A 19,068-nucleotide genomic window follows, 5' to 3' on the forward strand; every position below is an offset into this window, starting at 1 on the left:
TGAATGACATGACGCAGACAACACCGAACGCGCCTACCCTGGAGGCGCTCGCAGCGCTGTCTGGTGGGACGCTCCACAACGCCCCAGATCAGCCGCTGCACATTGAAGAGATTGCACTCGATTCGTCAAAGATTGCCCCAGGCGGACTGTTCGCAGCTTTGCCCGGCACCCGCGTGCATGGTGCAACGTTTGCAAAGCAGTGCCCAGCAGGCGCCATCTTTACTGACAATGCAGGCGCGAAGATCCTCGAGGACCAAGGGGAAACGCGGCCGGTGCTGGTCGTCGAAGACGTTCGCGAAGTTCTCGGCGATGTGTCAGCCGAGGTGTATGGTCACCCATCCGAGCACATGACGCTGCTCGGGGTTACCGGCACGTCTGGCAAGACTACCGTGACGTACATGCTGGAGAAGGGGCTTGAGGCAGCAGGAGCGAAGGTAGGTCTGATTGGCACCACCGGCACGAAGATTCTCGGCGAGTACGTTCCAACGTCCCTGACTACCCCGGAAGCCCCGACGCTGCAGGCTCTGTTCCGCCGCATGCTGCAGGCTGGAGTGACGCACGTAGTGATGGAGGTTTCTTCCCACGCGCTCATGCTTGGCAGGGTGAGTGGCACGTCTTTCGATGTCGCTGGGTTTACAAACCTGAGCCAGGATCACCTGGACTTCCATAAAACAATGGAGGAGTACTTTGAGGCGAAGGCGCTCTTCTTTGACCCGACGTCGCGCAGTGCCGCGAAACGCGCGGTAGTTTGCGTCGATGACGAGTGGGGCGAGCGCATGGCTGACCGGGCACAGCACCCGGTTCGCGTTGGCACCCACGGCCAGGTTGGGGTCGACGTGAGCGCGAAGCAGCTGTCCGCAGACAAGACTGGCGCGCAAGAGATTTCCTTATCGACGCCCACTTCGACTCACACGTTGACGCTGCAAATGCCGGGCGCGTTCAACGTGGCTAACGCTGCCTTGGCAACCGCTATGGCGTACACCGCCGACGTTGATGTAGATGCATTCATGAAGGGCCTATCAAAAGCGCAGGTCCCTGGACGTATGGAACGCATCGACTGCGGGCAACCGTTTGTTGCAGTCGTGGACTACGCGCATAAGCCTGCGGCCATCGCAGCCGTGCTGGATACGCTCCGAAAGCAAGTGGCTGGGCGCGTCGGCATTGCTGTTGGCGCCGGCGGGGACAGGGATGCGTCGAAACGCGTCATCATGGGCCGCGAATCTGCGCAGCGTGCTGACTTTGTGGTGGTGACTGATGATAACCCGCGTACAGAGGACCCAGCATCGATCCGCGCGGAGGTGCTGCGTGGTGCATTGGAACTCGCGGATGCTCCCCACCACCCGGAGGTGCGTGAAATCGGCGACCGCGCTGCGGCGATTGACGCTCTGGTGCAGTGGGCACAGCCGGGAGATGCGGTCATTGTCGTTGGCAAGGGGCATGAAGTCGGCCAGATTGTTGGCACTACGACGCACCACTTCGATGATCGGGAAGAGATGCGTCGCGCCCTAGAAACTTTCGCGAGGTAACAGTAGATAATGATTGCATGTTCGTTGGGTGAGATCGCCGAGATCGTCGGGGGAACGCTGTCGAAGGAGGCGGACCCCGAGGCGAAAGTATCGGGTGGCGTCGAGTTTGATTCGCGGAAGGTGTCTGAGGGCGACCTTTTCCTTGCGCTGAAAGGCGCGAGGGTTGATGGACACGACTTCGTCGGCACGGCATTGGAGCAGGGCGCGGTAGCCGCCATAACCACGCGCGACGTGGGTGCTCCTGCGGTGATCGTTCCGTGCGCCGAGATTCGGCCAGATGACAACTCTGACTTGGCTGCGAGCGACCCAACGGGCAGTGCACTCGGTGTTGTCGCGGGCCTTTCGAAGCTCGCAGCGCACGTGGCTCGCCGCCTAGTTCGCGAACACGGACTCACAATTGTCGGCGTGACCGGTTCGGCGGGGAAGACCTCGACGAAAGACCTGATCGCTGCGGTGCTTCGCCACAAAGGCGAGACCGTGGCTCCTCCGGGATCCTTTAATAACGAGATTGGTCACCCGTACACGGTGCTGCGCTGCACACAGGAGACGGCGTTTTTGGTGGCGGAGATGTCCGCGAGGGGCATTGGGCACATCGCGCATCTTGCAAAGATTGCCCCGCCATCAATCGGCGTGGTGCTCAACGTTGGCTCCGCACACCTTGGGGAGTTTGGCTCACGCGAGGCGATTGCTCAGGCGAAGGGCGAGTTAGTCGAATCACTCCCTGATGCGGATCACGGTGGAATCGCCATCTTGAACGCCGATGACCCATTTGTTGCAGGTATGCGCCCCCGCACAACTGCGAAGGTGTGGATGTTTTCGGCTGAGGGCTCGCCCGAAGCAGACTTTTTTGCCACAGACATCTCATTGGACGAGGTTGCCCGAGCATCGTTTGTGATGCACACGCCAGACGGGCAACAGCACAGAGTTCGCCTGGGCGTGCACGGCGCCCACCAGGTTGGCAACGCGCTTGCTGCGGCGGCAGTCGGTTTCGGTGCGGGCATGCAGCCTGAAGCGATCGCGGCAGCGCTGAGCCAGGCACGGACCGTATCCGTGAACCGCATGGATGTGCGCACCCGCGAGGATGGCGTGACTGTCATTAACGACGCGTACAACGCAAACCCTGAATCAATGCGTGCCGGTATCGCAGCGCTTGCGTCGACGGCTGCCGCACACCCGGGGGCGCGCTCGATAGCGGTGCTCGGTGAGATGGGCGAGCTCGGCGAGGAGTCCGCGTCAGCCCACGCTGAGCTCGCCGGAGAACTGGTAAAGCACAACATCACGGACCTCGTAGCAGTGGGGCAAAGTGACGCGATGGAATCGCTGGCGCAAGCGGCACAGCAGCAGGGCATCGCCACACAGTCTGTTGCCGATAGTGCCGAGGCAAGCAACGCTGTTGAAGCTACGATTGCCACTGCCACACCCCCGCCAGCAGTGGTGCTGGTCAAAGCGTCGAACGCCCAAAAGTTGTGGGTGGTGGCTGAACAACTCATGCGCACCCGTACGCTTGACAGTCAAAGTAAGTCAACCAATGAGAATGAAGCAAGGTAGCAGTCTCACATGATTCAAGTAATTGTCGCAGGAGTTATTAGCTTCCTCGTTTCCATTTTTGTCACACCTTTGTTGATTCGGTATTTCCACCGCCGCGAGATCGGCCAGGAAATTCGGGAGGACGGGCCGCAGTCGCACGCGCGGAAGCGCGGCACCCCAACGATGGGTGGCATCGCTATTTTGCTCGCGATCACGCTGGGCTACTTGGCTAGCTCGATTGTCGCGCTGGCCACTAACCACGCGGCGTTTACCGCGAGCGGCGTCATCGTGCTGGGCTTGACATTGGCGCTTGGCCTGGTCGGGCTTGCCGACGACGGTATTAAACTCTTCATGAAGCGCAATCTCGGTTTGAATAAGACTGCGAAGCTTGTGTCCCAGTTTGCAATTGCCATTGTTTTCGGCCTGCTGATCACGCGATTCCCTGACGAGAACGGCTTGACGCCAGGCTCGACCCTGCTCAGTTTTGTACGCGATATCGAAACGATTGACATCGCGGTCGGCGGCGGAATCCTTGGCGCAATTCTGTTCCTGATCTTTATCTACATTCTGCTGGCTGCTTGGTCGAACGCGGTGAACCTCACCGACGGGCTCGACGGGTTGGCCGCTGGTACGACTGCTCTGGTGATGGCCGCGTACACCATGATCACGTTCTGGCAGTTCCGGAACTCTTGCGAGGCAGCGCTGGCAGCGGGCTGCTACAACGTCCGTGACCCGCTTGACTTGGCGGTGCTTGCGGCTGCAGGCTTCGGTGCCTGCGTTGGATTCCTGTGGTGGAACGCGTCCCCGGCCAAGATTTTCATGGGTGATACGGGTTCGCTGGCGCTCGGTGGCCTCGTAGCGGGCCTGTCAGTGGCATCCAAGACCGAGCTTCTGATGATCATCATTGGCGCACTCTTCGTGCTCGAGGCAGCCTCGGTGGTCATCCAGGTGGCATCGTTTAAGTCCACCGGCAAGCGCGTGTTCCGGATGGCGCCGTTCCACCACCACTTTGAGCAAGGAGGCTGGGCGGAGACAACCGTGGTTGTGCGTTTCTGGCTCATCGCTGCGATGGCGGTCGCGCTCGGCACCGCAATTTTCTACGGTGAGTGGCTCACACAGAACGGAGTGACGCTGTCATGACCGATACGAGTATGATCCCCGCAGAGATTTCCCGCGGCGTGCTGCTGGCTGGTGCGGGCGTTTCGGGCCGAGGGGTGCTCGGCATGCTCCAGCAGGTCGGCGTTCCATGCATCGTCGCGGACGACAGCGAGGAAAACCGCGAGTTCGCTGAGCGCACGTGGGGAGTGCGGGCCGTCGATACGCAGCTGGCACACGAGTACTTCGGTGAGGTCGGGGTAGTAGTGACGTCTCCAGGGTGGAGGCCCGACACGCCGCTGCTTGTCGACGCCGCCTCGGCCCAACTCGATGTCATCGGTGATGTCGAGCTGTGCTACCGGTTGGATCGCGCGGGCGTGTTCGGGCCACCGCGCGAGTGGCTCGTTGTGACAGGCACGAACGGTAAAACCACCACCACTGGCATGCTCGCAGCCATGATGCAGGAGGCATCTGCCCGCACTGGTAAGCGTGCGCTGGCGTGCGGAAACATCGGTACCGCCGTGGCTGACGCGGTGGTGGATCCCCAGCGTGTCGACGTGCTCGTGGCCGAGCTGTCCAGTTTCCAGTTGCATTGGTCGAGCCAGCTCGTTCCCAACGCGGCAGTTCTACTCAACCTTGCGGACGACCACATTGACTGGCACGGCTCATTCGAGGCGTACGCGGCTGCGAAGGCGAAGGTGCTCAAAGCTTCCAACGCCGTGGTCGGCATCGATGACGAGCACGTGCAAGCGATCGTGGCACAGAATGACCGCAAGCAATTCTTCGGTTTTACGCTCGGCCAGCCCGAAGAAGGCCAGGTCGGTGTTATCGACGGCAAGCTCGTTGCGCACCGCGACGGCTCGGTCCTTGAACTGGCAGATACGAATGGCATTGAACCCGCGGGTGCTGCAGGCGTGCTGGACGCAGGCGCCGCCGCTGCCGTGGCGTTGCTGTGTGGTGCGACACCCTCTGAGATTCGTGAAGCACTCGCAGGCTTCCACGTTGCGGGGCATCGCGGAGCCGTGGTCCACGAGGCGAATGGCGTTCGGTGGATCGACAACTCGAAGGCGACGAACCCGCACGCGGCTGATTCGGCGTTGACCGGGGCGGGCACCGTCGTGTGGGTTGCAGGTGGTCAGCTGAAGGGCGCTGCGATTGATGAGGTCGTCGAAAAACATGTGGGGCACATGCGTGCCGTAGCGCTGCTTGGGGTCGACCGCATGGAAATTTACGACGCCGTCAAGCGGCTGGCACCTGACCTGCCTATCTTTGCGACTGACTCGACTGACCCCGAGGTGGCAATGGACGCCGTGGTTCGCTTTGCTGGAGAGCATGCGCAGCCTGGCGATAGCGTTGTGCTGGCACCGGCTGCCGCGAGCCTGGACATGTATCCGGGTATGTCTGCGCGCGGCGACGCGTTTCGTGCGGCCGCCAGGCGACACTTTTCACTACAGTAACTTGAGACACAGCAGTGTTCGAAGCGAAGGGTAATGAGGTGCCATGAAGCGAAATCGTCGACAGCAACCGCCGGCGCGTGCGCCAAAGACTGGCACCCGCGACGTGCCTCAAAGCGCACTGGGCCGGGCACATACGTCGTTCATTGCGGCGCTTGAGCAGCGGCCCCTCATTGACTACACCGTGATTCGGACCGTGGTGCTGGTGCTGGCTGCGTTGGGCATCGTGATGGTGATGAGCTCGTCGATGGCGTCATCGTTCGCTGCTTCGAGTAGCGTGTGGTCGACTGCGCTTCGGCAATCCCTGATGGTGCTGGCGGGCCTTGTCTTGTTTTGGGTTTCGCTGTTGGTCCCGCCCGAGCGCATCCGGAAGCTGGCCACGCCACTATTCCTCTTCGCGGTGTTCCTGCTGGTACTGGTGCTGCTAATCGGTACCGGACGTGAGGAAGTCGGTTCGCAATCGTGGCTGATGTTCGGCTCGTTGACGATGCAGCCTTCTGAGTTCGCCCGTGTGGCTATTGCAATTTGGGGTGCTGCGGTGCTGTCGAAGAAGCAGCCGCCAGCATCGGCGCCTGCGTGGCAGTCGCCGACCGCACAGTTCTTGCTTGGAGCGGGCGTGTGCATCCTCCTGATTGCGAAGCAGGGTGACGCCGGCATGACCATGTCGTTTGCCGCCATCGTGATCTTTGTGCTGTGGTTCGCAGGCTTCCCGCTCAAGGCCATCGGCATCCTCTGCGGGCTCATCGGTGCCGCAGCGGTCATGTTGTTCCTGCTTGGCGGCTTCCGCTCGCAACGCTTCCACGTCTACTTCGAGGCGCTGTTCGGAAACTTCAGCGATACTCGCGGTGCTGCGTTCCAGACGCACCAAGGATTCCTTTCTCTTGCCGACGGCTCCCTCTTCGGCGTCGGCCTCGGACAGTCCCGCGCGAAGTGGTTCTACCTCCCAGAGGCTCGAAACGACTTCATCTTCGCCGTCATCGGCGAAGAGCTCGGTATGTGGGGCGGCATTATGGTGATCGCCCTGTTTGCTGCCCTTGGCTACTTCGGTTTGCGCACTGCGCAACGCGCACAGACATCGTTCCAGGGACTCGCCGCTGCCTCGTTAACAGCAGGCGTAGTTTCGCAGGCGTTCATTAACATCGGGTACGTCGTCGGCCTTGTGCCGGTGACGGGTATTCAGCTGCCGATGTTGTCCGCCGGTGGTACCTCGGCAGTGATTACCTTGTGGTCGATGGGCATGCTGGCCTCCATTGCCCGCCACGAGCCCGACGCAGTCTCGGCCATGCAGAACTACGGGCGCCCACGCTTCGACAGAATGCTGTTCGTCCCGGAGCCGAAGGCGACGGCACAGCTGCGCGCGACTCGCGCGGAGCGAACTCGTACACATGAGCAGTCACGCCGAGAGCAACGGTACGGAGTGCCTGTTGCTCACCGAGTTGCCCCAGACGACCGTGCTCAGCGGCACTCGCCCCGGCCCACCAGGAATGTCGAGGTAACGCAACGGAGACCACGACCGAACCAATCAGAGCGACGCCGGTACCGTTAGGTGGCCGTCGAAAAGGAAAGGACGGGATCCATCATGGACAAGACCCAGCACACAGTGGTGCTCGCAGGGGGAGGCACCGCGGGCCATATTGAACCGGCACTCGCGGTAGGCGAGGTGCTTCGCGAACAGTACGGCGCAAATGTGGTTGCGCTCGGAACTGAGCGTGGCCTGGAAACCACTATCGTCCCCGCGCGCGGCTTTAACCTTCAACTCATTGACCCTGTGCCGATCCCGCGCAAGAAGCCATGGAAGCTTCTTGGCGTACCGTTCAAACTTGCGCGTTCCGTGCACCAAACACGGAAGGTGATGAAGGATTCAAAGGCTGAGGCAGTCTTTGGTACGGGTGGCTATGTGTCGGCGTCTGCGTACCTTGCCGCGGCATCGTTGCGCCTACCATTTTTCGTCTTGGAAACGAACGCGTTGGCGGGTATGGCCAATAAGCTTGGCGTCAAGCTAGGTGGTGTCGGGATTAACGCCGTGGCGAACTCGGGGATGCCGGGTGATGTCGTGGGGATCCCGGTGCGTCCGGGAGTGGGCGTCGATACGGATGGAGCGAAAGCGCTGCGTGGGTACAAGATGTGGGACCTTGATCCGGACAAGCCGGTGGTTCTGATTACCGGTGGGTCCCAGGGTGCGGTGAGCATCAACCGGGCTGTTGCCGGGGCCATCGAGGACATCACGGCGCGCGGGTACCAGGTGCTGCACGCCTACGGCAGAAAGAACGACGCCCCGAAGCCACACGAAGGCTACACGGCGGTGCCGTACATCGACGACATGGAAGCTGCGTATGCCGTGGCGGACATGGTTGTGTGTCGCTCCGGCGCCATGACCGTGGCGGAAAACTCAGCCGCTGGCCTGCCAGCCGTTTACATCCCACTGCCGCACGGCAACGGCGAACAGGGGCTTAACTCGGCGCACCTGGTAGCTACCGGGGCGGCAATGCGTATCGATGACGCCGAGCTCACCCCAGACGCGCTTGCCCGCAGCGTCAACGAGATTTTGGGTCGGCCAGAGCACATGCAGCGCATGCGAGAAGCGCTCGAGCACTCTGGCGCGGGTAGTGTGGCAGAAGATCTCGCTGCACGGATCATTGCGACTATCACAAAGGAGTAACACCGTCATGTCTTCCGAACACACCACCGCGCCTGGTTCTGTGGATCTTTCCCGCGTACATCTGGTTGGTATCGGTGGCGCTGGCATGAGCGGTGTCGCCCACATCCTGCTTGACCGCGGGGCAGTAGTGACCGGGTCCGATGTGAAAGACTCCCGTCCAGTGCGTGCGTTGCGCTCGCAAGGTGCACAGGTCGCAGTTGGACACGACGCCGCGAACCTCGAGCTGACGGGGCAACTTCCGACCGTCGTGGTCACCAGCTTTGCTGCGATTCCGAAAGATAATCCGGAGTTGGTGCGTGCGAAGGAGGAGGGGATTCCTGTGATTCGCCGCTCAGATCTGCTCGGCGAGTTGATGGACGGTTACACGCAGCTCCTGCTAGCAGGCACGCATGGCAAGACGTCCACGACGTCCATGACCGTGGTGGCGTTGCAGGCTGCGGGGGAGGACCCTTCCTTTGCAATTGGCGGCCAGCTCAACAAGGCCGGCACCAATGCCCACCACGGTGCGGGCGATATTTTCGTGGCGGAGGCGGACGAGTCCGATGCTTCGTTGCTTCGCTACAAACCAAATATCGCCGTTATCACCAACATTGAGCCTGACCACCTGGACTACTTCGGCACGCGCGAGGCATACTTCAAGGTGTTCGACGACTTCGCCGATCGCGTGCAGCCCGGCGGTTTCCTCGTCGTTTGTATGGATGACGAGCACGCTGCAAGCTGTGGTGAGCGCGCATTGCAGCGCGGCATCAACGTCGTCGGCTACGGCACTGAAGCAGCGGCTGCAGCGCACCCAGACATTCCGGCAGGTGCAGTAGTTATAGAAGAGCGTATCGACGGCTCCTACGTCGACGTGCGTGCTCGACTCAACACCGGCGGCGCATCTGCTGAGTACTCCTACCGCCTGTCGATCCCCGGCCGGCACATGGTGCTCAACTCCCTGGCCGCGCTGTTGTCCTCGACGCTGGCGGGTGCGGAACCTGAACGGATTGCAGCGGGGCTGAGCGGGTTCTCCGGTGTCCGGCGCCGCTTCGAGTTTAAGGGCCTCGTAGAGGACGGGCCGTTCGCAGGTACCCGTGTCTACGACGACTACGCGCACCACCCAACCGAGGTCACCGCTGTGTTGACGGCGGCGCGGGAGAAAGTCGAGTCTGAGGGCAAGGGTGCGCGTGTCGTTGTGTGCTTCCAACCGCACCTGTACTCGCGCACACAGAACTTTGCCCAAGAGTTTGCTGACGCCCTCTCACTCGCGGATGTCGTCATGGTGCTGGACATCTTCGGCGCACGCGAAGCGCCCGTTGAAGATGTGACCAGCAGGCTCATTACTGACAAGATGGATAGCTCGGTGCCGGTAGTGCTTGAGCCCAATTTCCTCGCAGTACCGGTGACACTGGCATCAATGGTTCGTCCTGGGGACGTCATCCTAACGATGGGCGCTGGGTCGGTGACAATGCTCGCCGATGAGATCCTCGCACAACTTCGGCAGGCGGAGGTGTAGCGTGACAGAGCAGACAGAGCATGAAGCCTTCGAGTCGGACCACCTCGACGAGTTTGGTGATGAGGACGCTCAAACGCGTAGCAAGAGCAAGCGCAAGCGTCGCTTCGCTATCGCGGGAGCTGTCATCGCTGGTCTCGCTGTGTGCGGAATTGCGTTGCCGTTTACACCGTTGATGCCGGTGAAGGGTGTGGTTGTCGATGGCAACGACGTGCTCACGCCCGAGGCGGTGCAAGCCCAGTCCGACATTGAGCTGGGCACGCCTATGGGGCTGGTCAAGGTGCGCCGTGCTGCTGAGAACATCGTGCAGGACCCGTGGGTTGACGTTGTTACGGTGCACCGCGACTGGCCAAGCACTGTGAGAATTGACCTCAAAGAGCGTGTCGCAGTGGCGTACTTGCAGCAGCCGGACGGGGCGCATCTGATTGATACTGAGGGCAAGGATTTTCTGATCGCTGAACCGCCGGTTGGGGCTATGGAGCTCGTGGGGGTCGACGTCGAGAACAAGGAGCAGATGCGGGAAGCTGTGGCGATCGCGGCGTCGATAAGCAGTGGTGCGCGTGCGCAAGTTGCCGCTTTGGAGGCGAATGGCCGCTACTCATTCGTGCTGCGGTTACACGACAACCGCCGCGTGGTGTGGGGCGCCTCAGAAGACAATGCGAATAAGTCACTGGCCTTTGAAACCGTTTTGCAACGCGAGGGCGCCGAGTTCAATATTTCTAATCCGGAGCTCATCACTGCGCGGTAGCGGTGTAAAACCCCAGGTCAAAACCCTAAAGTAAAGGTTTAGGGTCGAGACACGCCGAGGGAAACAATAAATTTTTTCGTGTTTTCGCCCATGATGGGATGCGTTACCGCAATTGTTGAAGTTCTAAGAAGTTTTGAAAGGCGAGACACTACCCATGACCTCTCCCGCAAACTACCTCGCCATGATCCGCGTCGTCGGTGTCGGTGGCGGTGGCGTTAACGCTGTCAACCGCATGATCGAAGAGGGCCTGAAAGGTGTGGAGTTCGTTGCGATCAACACGGACTCGCAGGCACTGCTCTTTACGGATGCAGACACCAAGCTCGACATCGGGCGTGAGGCGACTCGCGGACTTGGCGCCGGTGCAAACCCTGAGGTTGGCCGGACCTCTGCTGAGGACCACAAGCAGGAAATCGAAGAGTCGCTGAAGGGCTCGGACATGGTCTTCGTGACCGCTGGCGAGGGCGGCGGTACGGGTACTGGCGCTGCACCAGTTGTCGCGGGTATCGCGAAGAAGATGGGTGCGCTGACCATTGGCGTTGTCACCCGTCCGTTCACGTTCGAGGGCAAGCGGCGCACCCGTCAGGCGCTCGAGGGCATCGCGAACCTGAAGGAAGTGTGCGACACCGTCATTGTCATTCCGAACGACCGACTGTTGCAGCTGGGTGATTCGGACCTGTCCATGATGGATGCATTCCGCGCTGCGGATGAGGTGCTCTACAACGGTGTTCAGGGTATTACGAACCTGATCACCATTCCGGGCATGATTAACGTCGACTTCGCAGACGTGCGCTCGGTGATGGCCGACGCCGGCTCCGCCCTGATGGGTGTCGGCTCCTCCCGCGGTGAAAACCGCGTGATGAATGCGATGGAGCAGGCGATCAACTCGCCACTGCTGGAAACCACGATGGAGGGCGCGAAGGGCGTGCTCATTTCCGTTGCTGGTGGTTCCGATCTCGGCCTGAACGAGACGAGTGCCGCAGCGTCCATCGTCGAAGAGAAGGCAGACGACGACGCGAACATCATCTTCGGCACGATCATCGACGACAACCTCGGTGACGAGGTGCGCGTCACGATTATCGCAACTGGCTTCGACGAGAAGGCCAACGCTCGCCCGGATGCCCAGCAGCCGGTCGATGCTGCAGCCGCATCGGCGGAAGAAGGCGCGGCGCCGTCTCCATCGCGTGGTTCACTGTTTGAGGATCGAGCTCCGGAGACGGAACGCGACGACTCCTACCAGGCGCGTCACCGCTACGAGCCGCACCGCTCGGGCCTCTTCACCGGCGGGGAGTCCGAATCCTCCTATGAGCGTCGTGGACGCGAGGAGCGCGGCGGCGATGATTTTGACGTCGATGTCCCTGATTTCTTGCGTTAGTCTGGGAGCATGACTGACTCTCTTCTCGACGTAGAACAACGCCCCGTCCGCATGGTGTTTACAAGCCGTGCGGGCGGGGCGTCGTCGTCCCCATATGACTCTTTCAATCTTGCGCTGCACGTCGGGGATGACCCGGAGGCCGTACGCGCGAACCGCGCGCGGCTTGCATCGCTGCTCGGGGTTGATGTGGGGCGCTTCGTGTGGATGGAGCAGCTCCACACGCCGAACGTGACGGTGGTGGACGGGCCGCAGTCTGAGCCTGTCGAGGCTTCTGATGCCATCGTAACCACGACCCCGAACCTCGCCCTGTGCGTGCTGGTCGCTGACTGTACGCCGGTGCTGTTGGCAGACCCCGTCGCTGGAGTGATTGCCGCGGTGCACGCTGGGCGTCTTGGGGCGCGAAACGGCATCGTGAAGAAGACCGTTGAAACAATGCGTGACCTGGGTGCTCAGCCTTCACAGATGCAGGCGCTGCTCGGCCCTGCAGCTGCGGGAGCGTCATACGAAGTGCCTGCTGATATGGCAGCGGATGTTGAGCGCAAGCTGCCAGGCTCCCGGACCACTACGCATGCAGGGACCACTGGGCTTGACATCCGTGCCGGTATTCGGCGCCAGCTCACTGAGCTCGGTGTGCAGCGAATTGACGTAGATCCGCGCGATACCATCGCGGACGAGGACTTCTTTTCGTACCGGAGAGAATCCACAACTGGGCGCCAAGCAGGCGTTATTTGGCTAACTGGAGTGAAATAAATGAGCACAACTGATATTGCAAGCAACCTTGCCAAGGTGCAGGAGCGTATCCGCTCCGCGGAGCGTGCCGCGGGTCGCGAGCCGGGAAGCGTGGAACTGCTACCAGTGACGAAGTTTCACCCGTGCTCGTCGATTGAGATACTTGCCGCGGAAGGTATTCGCCTGGTGGGGGAGAACCGCGAGCAGGAAGCGAGCGCCAAGGTCGCGACTCTGCGCGAGCACGGGGTCGACTGTGGTATCGCGATGATCGGGCAGATCCAGTCGAAGAAGGCGAACGCAGTGGCGCGATGGGCGAGTGAGGTTCACTCGGTGGATTCCTTGAAGTTGGCGAAGGGACTCGAGCGTGGCATGGCGCTCGCCCTTGAGCGGGGTGATCGGACGTCCGAAATCCTGCCGTGCCTTGTTCAGGTTTCTGCAGACGGCGACGAAAGCCGTGGCGGTGTCGCGGTGGAGAAGATCGCCGAGTTGGTTGAAGCGCTCGAGGGGGCTGAGCACCTCCAGTTCGACGGGTTTATGGTTGTGCCACCGCTAGATGCAAACGCCAGCGAGGTATTCGACCAGGTCCGCGAGCTGCGAGACACCTACGCGGCCAAGCTTGGGCGGCCCCTGCGTTTCTCGGCGGGGATGTCCGCGGACTTTGAAGAAGCCATCGCGCATGGCTCGGATGTCGTGCGTGTCGGAACGGCGGTGATGGGGCCGAGGCCCGTAGTCTAAAAACCTAATCCGGAATTACATAGAGGTAATTTCTGCCCCGTCAGCACAGGCAACAAACGAGGAGCACCCAGATGTCTATTATCGGCAGCGCGAAAGAATTTTTCGGTCTTGGCCCGTTCAACGAAGATGACCCCTACTTCGATGAAGTGCAGTACGACGAGCGCGAGAACACTCGCGAGGAATCGACGAGACCTTCGCGCACATCTGAGTACGGCAGCGAGGACCGCTACCGCTCCTCAGCTACCCGTGACTACGCGGATCGCGCACCGAAGTCCTACACTCCCCAGGTCGTGTCCACTGCTCCGCGCAATTACAACGATGCGAAGGATATCGGCGAGCCGTTCCGTGATGGCGATGCCGTGATTATGGAGCTGACGGATCTCGACCCCCACGATGCAAAGCGCATCGTCGACTTTGCCGCTGGTCTGTGCTTCGCACTTCGTGGCAACATGTACAACCTGAGCAGGGGCGTTGAGACCCGCCGACGAGTCTTCGCGATCGTTCCGGAAAACGCCCGTTTGACCGAAGTTGAGCTGCAGCACACAGCGCGTCTTCGCTAATCGACGTCCAGCTCTGCGAAACATCAAGAAGAACAGGTAGTGTGTGACCCGTGTCTTTATTAGGAGCAATTCTTTACGCTGCGCTTGGGTTGTACTCCCTGATTGTGGTCGTCCGCATCATTGTCGAGATGGTGCAATCCTTCTCGAAGCAGTTTGATCCACCAAGTTGGTTTATGGTCGTTGCGGAAGGCATGTTCGTGGTCACGGACCCGCCTGTGAAGTTCTTCCGCAAACTCATTCCGCCCATGCGTATGAGTGGCGGCGTTGGGATAGACGTCAGTGTGATCGTACTGTTCGTGGCGATTATGCTGCTCCAGATGCTGGTACGGGTCACCATGTTGTAATAGTGAGCTTGGATTGAGGCACCTACATTGGTAGGTGCCTTTTTTGCTTAATTTTCCCGTAATTTATGCCCGGATCGACATCAATTATTGGGCATCGGGGGCAGAAAAGGGGTATAACTGGCGGTGATGCCTGGTGCGTGTGAACCTATGCGTTACTATGGATCGATAAAAGAATGACGAACTATTAGATTTTAGGGTTCGCTTCCCGTAGCGTGGGAGGCAATCTGTGTTCGCGACATTGCGGACACAATATCGACATCGAAGGGAACGCCAATGCCGCTGACACCAGCAGACGTGCACAATGTCGCTTTCAGCAAACCACCAATTGGTAAGCGGGGCTACAACGAGGACGAGGTTGACCAGTTCCTGGACCTCGTGGAAGACACGCTTGCGCAACTGCAAGATGAGAACGATGACCTTCGGGCCCGTGTCGAAGAGCTCGGTGCTGGTGGGTCTGCTGCCCCGGTTGCTCCTGCGGCCGCGTCCAGCGATGTCGACGAAGCTGAGATTGAAAAGCGAGTTGAGAAGAAGGTTCGTGCTGAGTACGAGCAGAAGCTCCGTGCTGCGCAGGAGGCAAAGGTAGCGGCTGAGAAGGATGCTCAGGCTGCGAAGCAGGAAGCGGCAAAGGCTCGCCAGGACGCGGAGCAGGCTGCAAAGCAGGCTAAGCAGGCGCCAAAGGCTGCCGCCGCACCGCAGCAGGCTGCGGCTTTCGACCAGAATGCAGCATCCGCCGATACGCACATGCAGGCGGCGAAGGTGCTTGGGCTCGCGCAGGAGATGGCAGACCGCCTCACCAACGACGCGCAGGCAGAGGCCCGCTCGATGCTCGACGAGGCCCGTGGTTCCGCAGAGCGTCAGCTGGCAGATGCCGAGGCACGCTCGAAGAAGCAGCTGTCTGAGGCAGAGACGCATTCCCGCGAGCAGATCCAGGCGGCTGAGCGTAAGGCTGCTGAGACGAAGCAGTCGGCTGAGGCTCGTGCACAGCAGCTCGTTGCAGACGCCGAGAAGAAGGCTGAGGAAACCACCAACGAAGCTAACTCGCGCGCTGAGGCGCAGATTCGCCAGGCTGAGGAGCAGGCAACGAAGCTGCGCACCGAGGCTGAGCGTAAGCACACCGAGATCATGAACACGGTGAAGCAGCAGCAGACCGCCCTCGAGAACCGCATCGCTGAGCTGCGCACCTTCGAGCGCGAGTACCGCACTCGCCTGCGCACACTGCTCGAGTCCCAGCTGGAGGAGCTTGAGACCCGTGGCACGTCCGCTCCGAGCGGCGACGCTGGCAATAAGTAGTTTCTTTCAAGCATCAGCCACCATTCACTGCGGTGAGTGGTGGTTGTTGCCATTTCTGGGGGACAAAGGGCTAGAATGAGACAAGCTACGTGCTTCACCACCTGGTGGTGCGGTAGCGCGTGATGATCCGACCATCATCGGGGAGCGTTTCCGGAAGAACAGCTGTTGCGCTACAGTGCGCTATTGCTTAGTAGAACCGGACGTAATTAGGAAGCGTTATTTCTTTCACCGCAAATGAAGCGGAAGTTCGTCTCACGGCGGACTTCAAGCAGGGTGGTACCGCGTGGCGTTGTTCGCTGCGTCCCTGTGACAAGGTAAGCATTGTGCGTGAAGGAGAGACGGAGATGAGCAAGGTCGGAAGTGTCTACCCAAAGGTAGATCTGACCGGGGGAAGTGCCGCGTTTCCAAAAATGGAGGAGCAGGTACTGAAGTACTGGAACGAGGATGATACGTTCCAGGCATCGCTGAAGCAGCGCGAAGACTGCGAAGAATATGTGTTTAACGACGGCCCTCCGTTCGCCAACGGTTTGCCACACTACGGCCACCTGCTGACGGGCTACGTCAAGGACATCGTGCCACGCTACCGCACGATGGCTGGTTACTACGTTCCGCGCGTGTTTGGTTGGGACTGCCACGGCCTTCCCGCGGAGCTCGAGGCTGAGAAGCAGCTCGGCATCAAGGATAAGGCTGAGATCGAAAACATGGGTCTGGCACAGTTCAACGAGTACTGTGCCAAGTCCGTGATGCACTACGCCGATGAGTGGAAAGAGTATGTGACTCGCCAGGCTCGTTGGGTGGACTTCGATAACGGCTACAAGACGATGGAACTGCCGTACATGGAGTCCGTCATGTGGGCGTTTAAGACCCTGTATGACAAGGGGCTGATTTACCAGGGCTTCCGCGTGCTGCCGTACTCGTGGGCGGAGCATACGCCGCTGTCGAACCAAGAGACGCGTCTGGATGATTCTTACCGCAATCGGCAGGATCCGACCGTAACTGTAACGATGCCGTTTACGGGTGGGCGTGAAGGATTTGCTGCTGCGGAGACCTGGAAGCAGCACCCTGAGCTGCACGACGCAGCTGCGATCGCCTGGACCACTACGCCATGGACGCTGCCGTCGAACTTGGCGCTTGCGGTCCATCCGGACGTTGAGTATTCGCTGGTCCGTGTTGGTGCGGACGGTGAAGAGGTGGTCGTCGGCAAGAAGCTGCTGCTGGCGACGGAGCTCATCGGCGCGTACGCGAAGGAGCTCGGCGAGGAGCGCGAGGTTGTCGCCACCTTCAAGGGCTCCGAGCTCGAGGGTCTGGAGTACGAGCCGGTCTTCGACTACTTCCGCGACCAGGAAAAGGCGTTCATGGTGTTGAACGCGGACTACGTGACCACCGAGGACGGCACGGGCGTTGTTCACCAGGCGCCTGCGTTCGGTGAAGACGATATGTACACCTGTCAGGAGTACGGCATCGATTTGGTGATTCCGGTTGATGCCGATGGTAAGTTCACCTCGCTGGTGCCGGAGTACGCAGGCAAGCTGGTTTTTGATGCGAACCGTGACATCATCCGTGACCTTCGTGCGAAGCAGCGCGTGGTCCGTGACCAAACGATTGAACACTCCTACCCGCACTCCTGGCGTTCGGGCGAGCCGCTGATCTACATGGCGCTTCCGGCGTGGTTTGTGAAGGTCACTGAGTTCCGCGACCGCATGGTGGAGCTGAACCAGGAGATCGACTGGATCCCATCGCACATTCGCGACGGCCAGTTCGGTAAGTGGTTGGAAGGCGCGCGTGACTGGAACATTTCGCGTACCCGCTACTGGGGCTCACCGGTGCCGGCGTGGGTGTCGGATAACCCGGAGTACCCGCGTGTGGACGTCTATGGGTCGCTCGAAGAGCTGGAGAAGGACTTCGGCGCTCGCCCGAAGTCGCTGCACCGCCCAGACATTGATGAGCTGGTCCGCCCGAACCCGGACGATCCGACCGGGAAGTCGATGATGCGTCGCGTGCCGGACGTGTTGGACTGCTGGTTTGATTCTGGTTCGATGCCGTTTGCGCAGTACCACTATCCGTTTGAAAATGTTGAGGAGCACGATGCTCGCCAGCCTGCGGACTTCATCGTGGAGTACTCGGGCCAGTCGCGTGGTTGGTTCTACGTGCAGCACGTCTTAGCGACGGCACTCTTCGACCGCCCGGCGTACAAGAAGGTCGTTGCGCACGGCATCGTGCTGGGCAATGACGGTCTGAAGATGTCGAAGTCGAAGGGCAACTACCCGAACGTCAACGAGGTCTTCGACCGTGATGGTTCCGACGCGATGCGTTGGTTCCTCATGTCTTCGCCAATTCTTCGTGGCGGCAACCTCATCGTGACGGAGCAGGGCATCCGCGAGGGCGTGCGCCACGCGTTGCTGCCGATCTGGAACGCGTACACCTTCCTGCAGTTGTACTCCTCCGAGGAGGCGAAGTTCAGCGTCGATTCGCAGGATGTGCTGGACCGCTACATTTTGGCGAAGACGCATGACCTCGTGGCTGCGGTGAAGGAGGCGCTCGACGACACTCGCATCGCGGACGCATGTGACGAGGTCCGTCGCTTCGCTGACTCGCTGACGAACTGGTACGTGCGCCGGTCACGCGACCGTTTCTGGGCGGGTCAGGAGGAGCATCCTGAGGCGTTTGACACGCTGTACACGGTCCTGGAGATCCTGACCCGTGTGACGGCGCCACTGCTGCCGTACATCAGTGAGGTCATCTGGTGTGGCCTGACCGGTGGTCGCTCGGTGCACTTGGCGGACTTCCCGTCCGCGGATGCAATCCCGGCGGACCCTGCACTGGTCAGCGCGATGGATGCAACGCGCGCGGTGTGCTCCGCTGCTTCGTCGGTGCGTAAGTCGAAGAAGCTGCGCAACCGCTTGCCACTGCCGAAGCTCACGGTGGCGCTGGCGGGCTCGGACCAGCTGCAGGACTTCGCGTCCGTGATCAAGGATGAGGTCAACGTGAAGGAAGTCGTGCTGACTGACGACGTCGACTCCGTTGGTTCCTTCGAGGTTGTGGTGAACGCGAAGGTCGCGGGTCCAACGCTGGGCCGTGACGTACAGCGCGCTATCAAGAACGTCAAGGCAGGCAACTACGTCCGAGAAGGCGAAAACGTTGTTGTCGACGGCGACATCGTGCTCACCCCGGAGCTCTACACCGAGCGCCTGGTGGCTGAGGACCCGACGAGCACCGCTCGAGTTGACGCTACCGATGACGTCGTTGGCCTGGTCGTGCTTGATACGGAGCTGACCGAGGAACTCGAGGCCGAGGGCTGGGCAGCAGACGTGATTCGTGGTCTGCAGGATGCTCGTAAGCAGGAAGGCTACGAGGTCTCTGACCGCATCTCGGTACAGCTGTGCGTACCTTCCGACAAGGTCGAGTGGGCGCAGCGCCACGCTGAGCACATCGCGCATGAGACGCTCGCGACGTCCTTCGAGATCGTCGAGACGCTCAACGGCGAGGCGCACACGATTCACGAAGGTGTGAGCGCAGCGATTGCTAAGCAGTAATTTG

The 19,068-nt window shown here is 60.6% G+C and carries 15 protein-coding genes; all 15 read left to right on the forward strand.

Going from position 1 to position 19,068, the window contains the following annotated elements:
• The first annotated feature begins 8 nt into the window (after positions 1-8).
• The 15 genes from QP752_RS03505 to ileS all read left to right on the forward strand — a co-directional run bounded on the left by QP752_RS03505 (position 9) and on the right by ileS (position 19,064).
• A complete protein-coding gene (locus tag QP752_RS03505) occupies positions 9-1,526 on the forward strand; it encodes a UDP-N-acetylmuramoyl-L-alanyl-D-glutamate--2,6-diaminopimelate ligase (protein WP_284804460.1) in 1,518 nt (505 codons plus the stop codon).
• A 9-nt stretch (positions 1,527-1,535) separates the two neighbouring features.
• Positions 1,536-3,074 (forward strand): UDP-N-acetylmuramoyl-tripeptide--D-alanyl-D-alanine ligase, encoded by a 1,539-nt coding sequence (gene murF / locus QP752_RS03510; RefSeq protein WP_256005191.1) that lies wholly within the window; start codon positions 1,536-1,538, stop codon positions 3,072-3,074.
• Positions 3,075-3,083: 9 nt separating this feature from the next.
• Positions 3,084-4,193, forward strand: a complete 1,110-nt coding sequence (gene mraY, locus QP752_RS03515) for a phospho-N-acetylmuramoyl-pentapeptide-transferase (RefSeq protein ID WP_070478780.1) — start codon at positions 3,084-3,086, stop codon at positions 4,191-4,193.
• Entirely contained in the window at positions 4,190-5,605 is a 1,416-nt protein-coding gene (gene murD / locus QP752_RS03520; RefSeq protein WP_284804462.1) for a UDP-N-acetylmuramoyl-L-alanine--D-glutamate ligase, read from the forward strand. The genes mraY and murD overlap by 4 nt, the downstream gene beginning before the upstream one ends.
• Before the next feature lie 43 nt (positions 5,606-5,648).
• Entirely contained in the window at positions 5,649-7,148 is a 1,500-nt protein-coding gene (locus QP752_RS03525) for an FtsW/RodA/SpoVE family cell cycle protein (protein WP_256005187.1), read from the forward strand.
• A 33-nt stretch (positions 7,149-7,181) separates the two neighbouring features.
• Positions 7,182-8,261 carry an undecaprenyldiphospho-muramoylpentapeptide beta-N-acetylglucosaminyltransferase gene (murG, locus tag QP752_RS03530; RefSeq protein ID WP_256005184.1) on the forward strand — a complete coding sequence of 360 codons (1,080 nt, stop codon included), beginning with the start codon at positions 7,182-7,184 and terminating at the stop codon, positions 8,259-8,261.
• A 7-nt stretch (positions 8,262-8,268) separates the two neighbouring features.
• Positions 8,269-9,756 (forward strand): UDP-N-acetylmuramate--L-alanine ligase, encoded by a 1,488-nt coding sequence (gene murC, locus QP752_RS03535; RefSeq protein WP_284804465.1) that lies wholly within the window; start codon positions 8,269-8,271, stop codon positions 9,754-9,756.
• 1 nt (position 9,757) lies between these two features.
• Entirely contained in the window at positions 9,758-10,501 is a 744-nt protein-coding gene (locus QP752_RS03540; RefSeq protein WP_256020223.1) for a cell division protein FtsQ/DivIB, read from the forward strand.
• A gap of 154 nt (positions 10,502-10,655) precedes the next feature.
• The gene (ftsZ, locus tag QP752_RS03545) at positions 10,656-11,873 is read left to right on the forward strand and encodes a cell division protein FtsZ (protein ID WP_070362217.1); all 1,218 of its coding nucleotides are present in this window, start codon (positions 10,656-10,658) and stop codon (positions 11,871-11,873) included.
• A gap of 9 nt (positions 11,874-11,882) precedes the next feature.
• Positions 11,883-12,623, forward strand: coding sequence for a peptidoglycan editing factor PgeF (gene pgeF, locus QP752_RS03550; RefSeq protein ID WP_070478788.1), 741 nt, complete (start codon positions 11,883-11,885; stop codon positions 12,621-12,623).
• Positions 12,624-13,337, forward strand: a complete 714-nt coding sequence (locus QP752_RS03555) for a YggS family pyridoxal phosphate-dependent enzyme (RefSeq protein WP_070478790.1) — start codon at positions 12,624-12,626, stop codon at positions 13,335-13,337.
• Positions 13,338-13,408: 71 nt separating this feature from the next.
• Entirely contained in the window at positions 13,409-13,897 is a 489-nt protein-coding gene (locus tag QP752_RS03560) for a cell division protein SepF (RefSeq protein ID WP_070362220.1), read from the forward strand.
• A gap of 50 nt (positions 13,898-13,947) precedes the next feature.
• A complete protein-coding gene (locus tag QP752_RS03565) occupies positions 13,948-14,241 on the forward strand; it encodes a YggT family protein (protein ID WP_252930752.1) in 294 nt (97 codons plus the stop codon).
• A gap of 273 nt (positions 14,242-14,514) precedes the next feature.
• A complete protein-coding gene (locus QP752_RS03570; protein WP_252930753.1) occupies positions 14,515-15,531 on the forward strand; it encodes a DivIVA domain-containing protein in 1,017 nt (338 codons plus the stop codon).
• 344 nt (positions 15,532-15,875) lie between these two features.
• Complete coding sequence (gene ileS / locus QP752_RS03575; RefSeq protein WP_284804640.1) at positions 15,876-19,064, forward strand: isoleucine--tRNA ligase; 3,189 nt, start codon at positions 15,876-15,878, stop codon at positions 19,062-19,064.
• The last annotated feature ends 4 nt before the right edge of the window (positions 19,065-19,068 follow it).

The organism is Corynebacterium sp. UMB10321 (genome assembly GCF_030228725.1).
GTDB classification, from domain to species: Bacteria; Actinomycetota; Actinomycetes; order Mycobacteriales; family Mycobacteriaceae; genus Corynebacterium; species Corynebacterium pseudogenitalium.

What these genes read in the sequence shown, in the direction of transcription:
- QP752_RS03505 (WP_284804460.1), top strand. Translation starts at nt 9, where the DNA reads ATGACGCAGACAACACCGAACGCGCCTACCCTGGAGGCGCTCGCAGCG.
- murF (WP_256005191.1), top strand. Translation starts at nt 1,536, where the DNA reads ATGATTGCATGTTCGTTGGGTGAGATCGCCGAGATCGTCGGGGGAACG.
- mraY (WP_070478780.1), top strand. Translation starts at nt 3,084, where the DNA reads ATGATTCAAGTAATTGTCGCAGGAGTTATTAGCTTCCTCGTTTCCATT.
- murD (WP_284804462.1), top strand. Translation starts at nt 4,190, where the DNA reads ATGACCGATACGAGTATGATCCCCGCAGAGATTTCCCGCGGCGTGCTG.
- QP752_RS03525 (WP_256005187.1), top strand. Translation starts at nt 5,649, where the DNA reads ATGAAGCGAAATCGTCGACAGCAACCGCCGGCGCGTGCGCCAAAGACT.
- murG (WP_256005184.1), top strand. Translation starts at nt 7,182, where the DNA reads ATGGACAAGACCCAGCACACAGTGGTGCTCGCAGGGGGAGGCACCGCG.
- murC (WP_284804465.1), top strand. Translation starts at nt 8,269, where the DNA reads ATGTCTTCCGAACACACCACCGCGCCTGGTTCTGTGGATCTTTCCCGC.
- ftsZ (WP_070362217.1), top strand. Translation starts at nt 10,656, where the DNA reads ATGACCTCTCCCGCAAACTACCTCGCCATGATCCGCGTCGTCGGTGTC.
- pgeF (WP_070478788.1), top strand. Translation starts at nt 11,883, where the DNA reads ATGACTGACTCTCTTCTCGACGTAGAACAACGCCCCGTCCGCATGGTG.
- QP752_RS03555 (WP_070478790.1), top strand. Translation starts at nt 12,624, where the DNA reads ATGAGCACAACTGATATTGCAAGCAACCTTGCCAAGGTGCAGGAGCGT.
- QP752_RS03560 (WP_070362220.1), top strand. Translation starts at nt 13,409, where the DNA reads ATGTCTATTATCGGCAGCGCGAAAGAATTTTTCGGTCTTGGCCCGTTC.
- QP752_RS03570 (WP_252930753.1), top strand. Translation starts at nt 14,515, where the DNA reads ATGCCGCTGACACCAGCAGACGTGCACAATGTCGCTTTCAGCAAACCA.
- ileS (WP_284804640.1), top strand. Translation starts at nt 15,876, where the DNA reads ATGAGCAAGGTCGGAAGTGTCTACCCAAAGGTAGATCTGACCGGGGGA.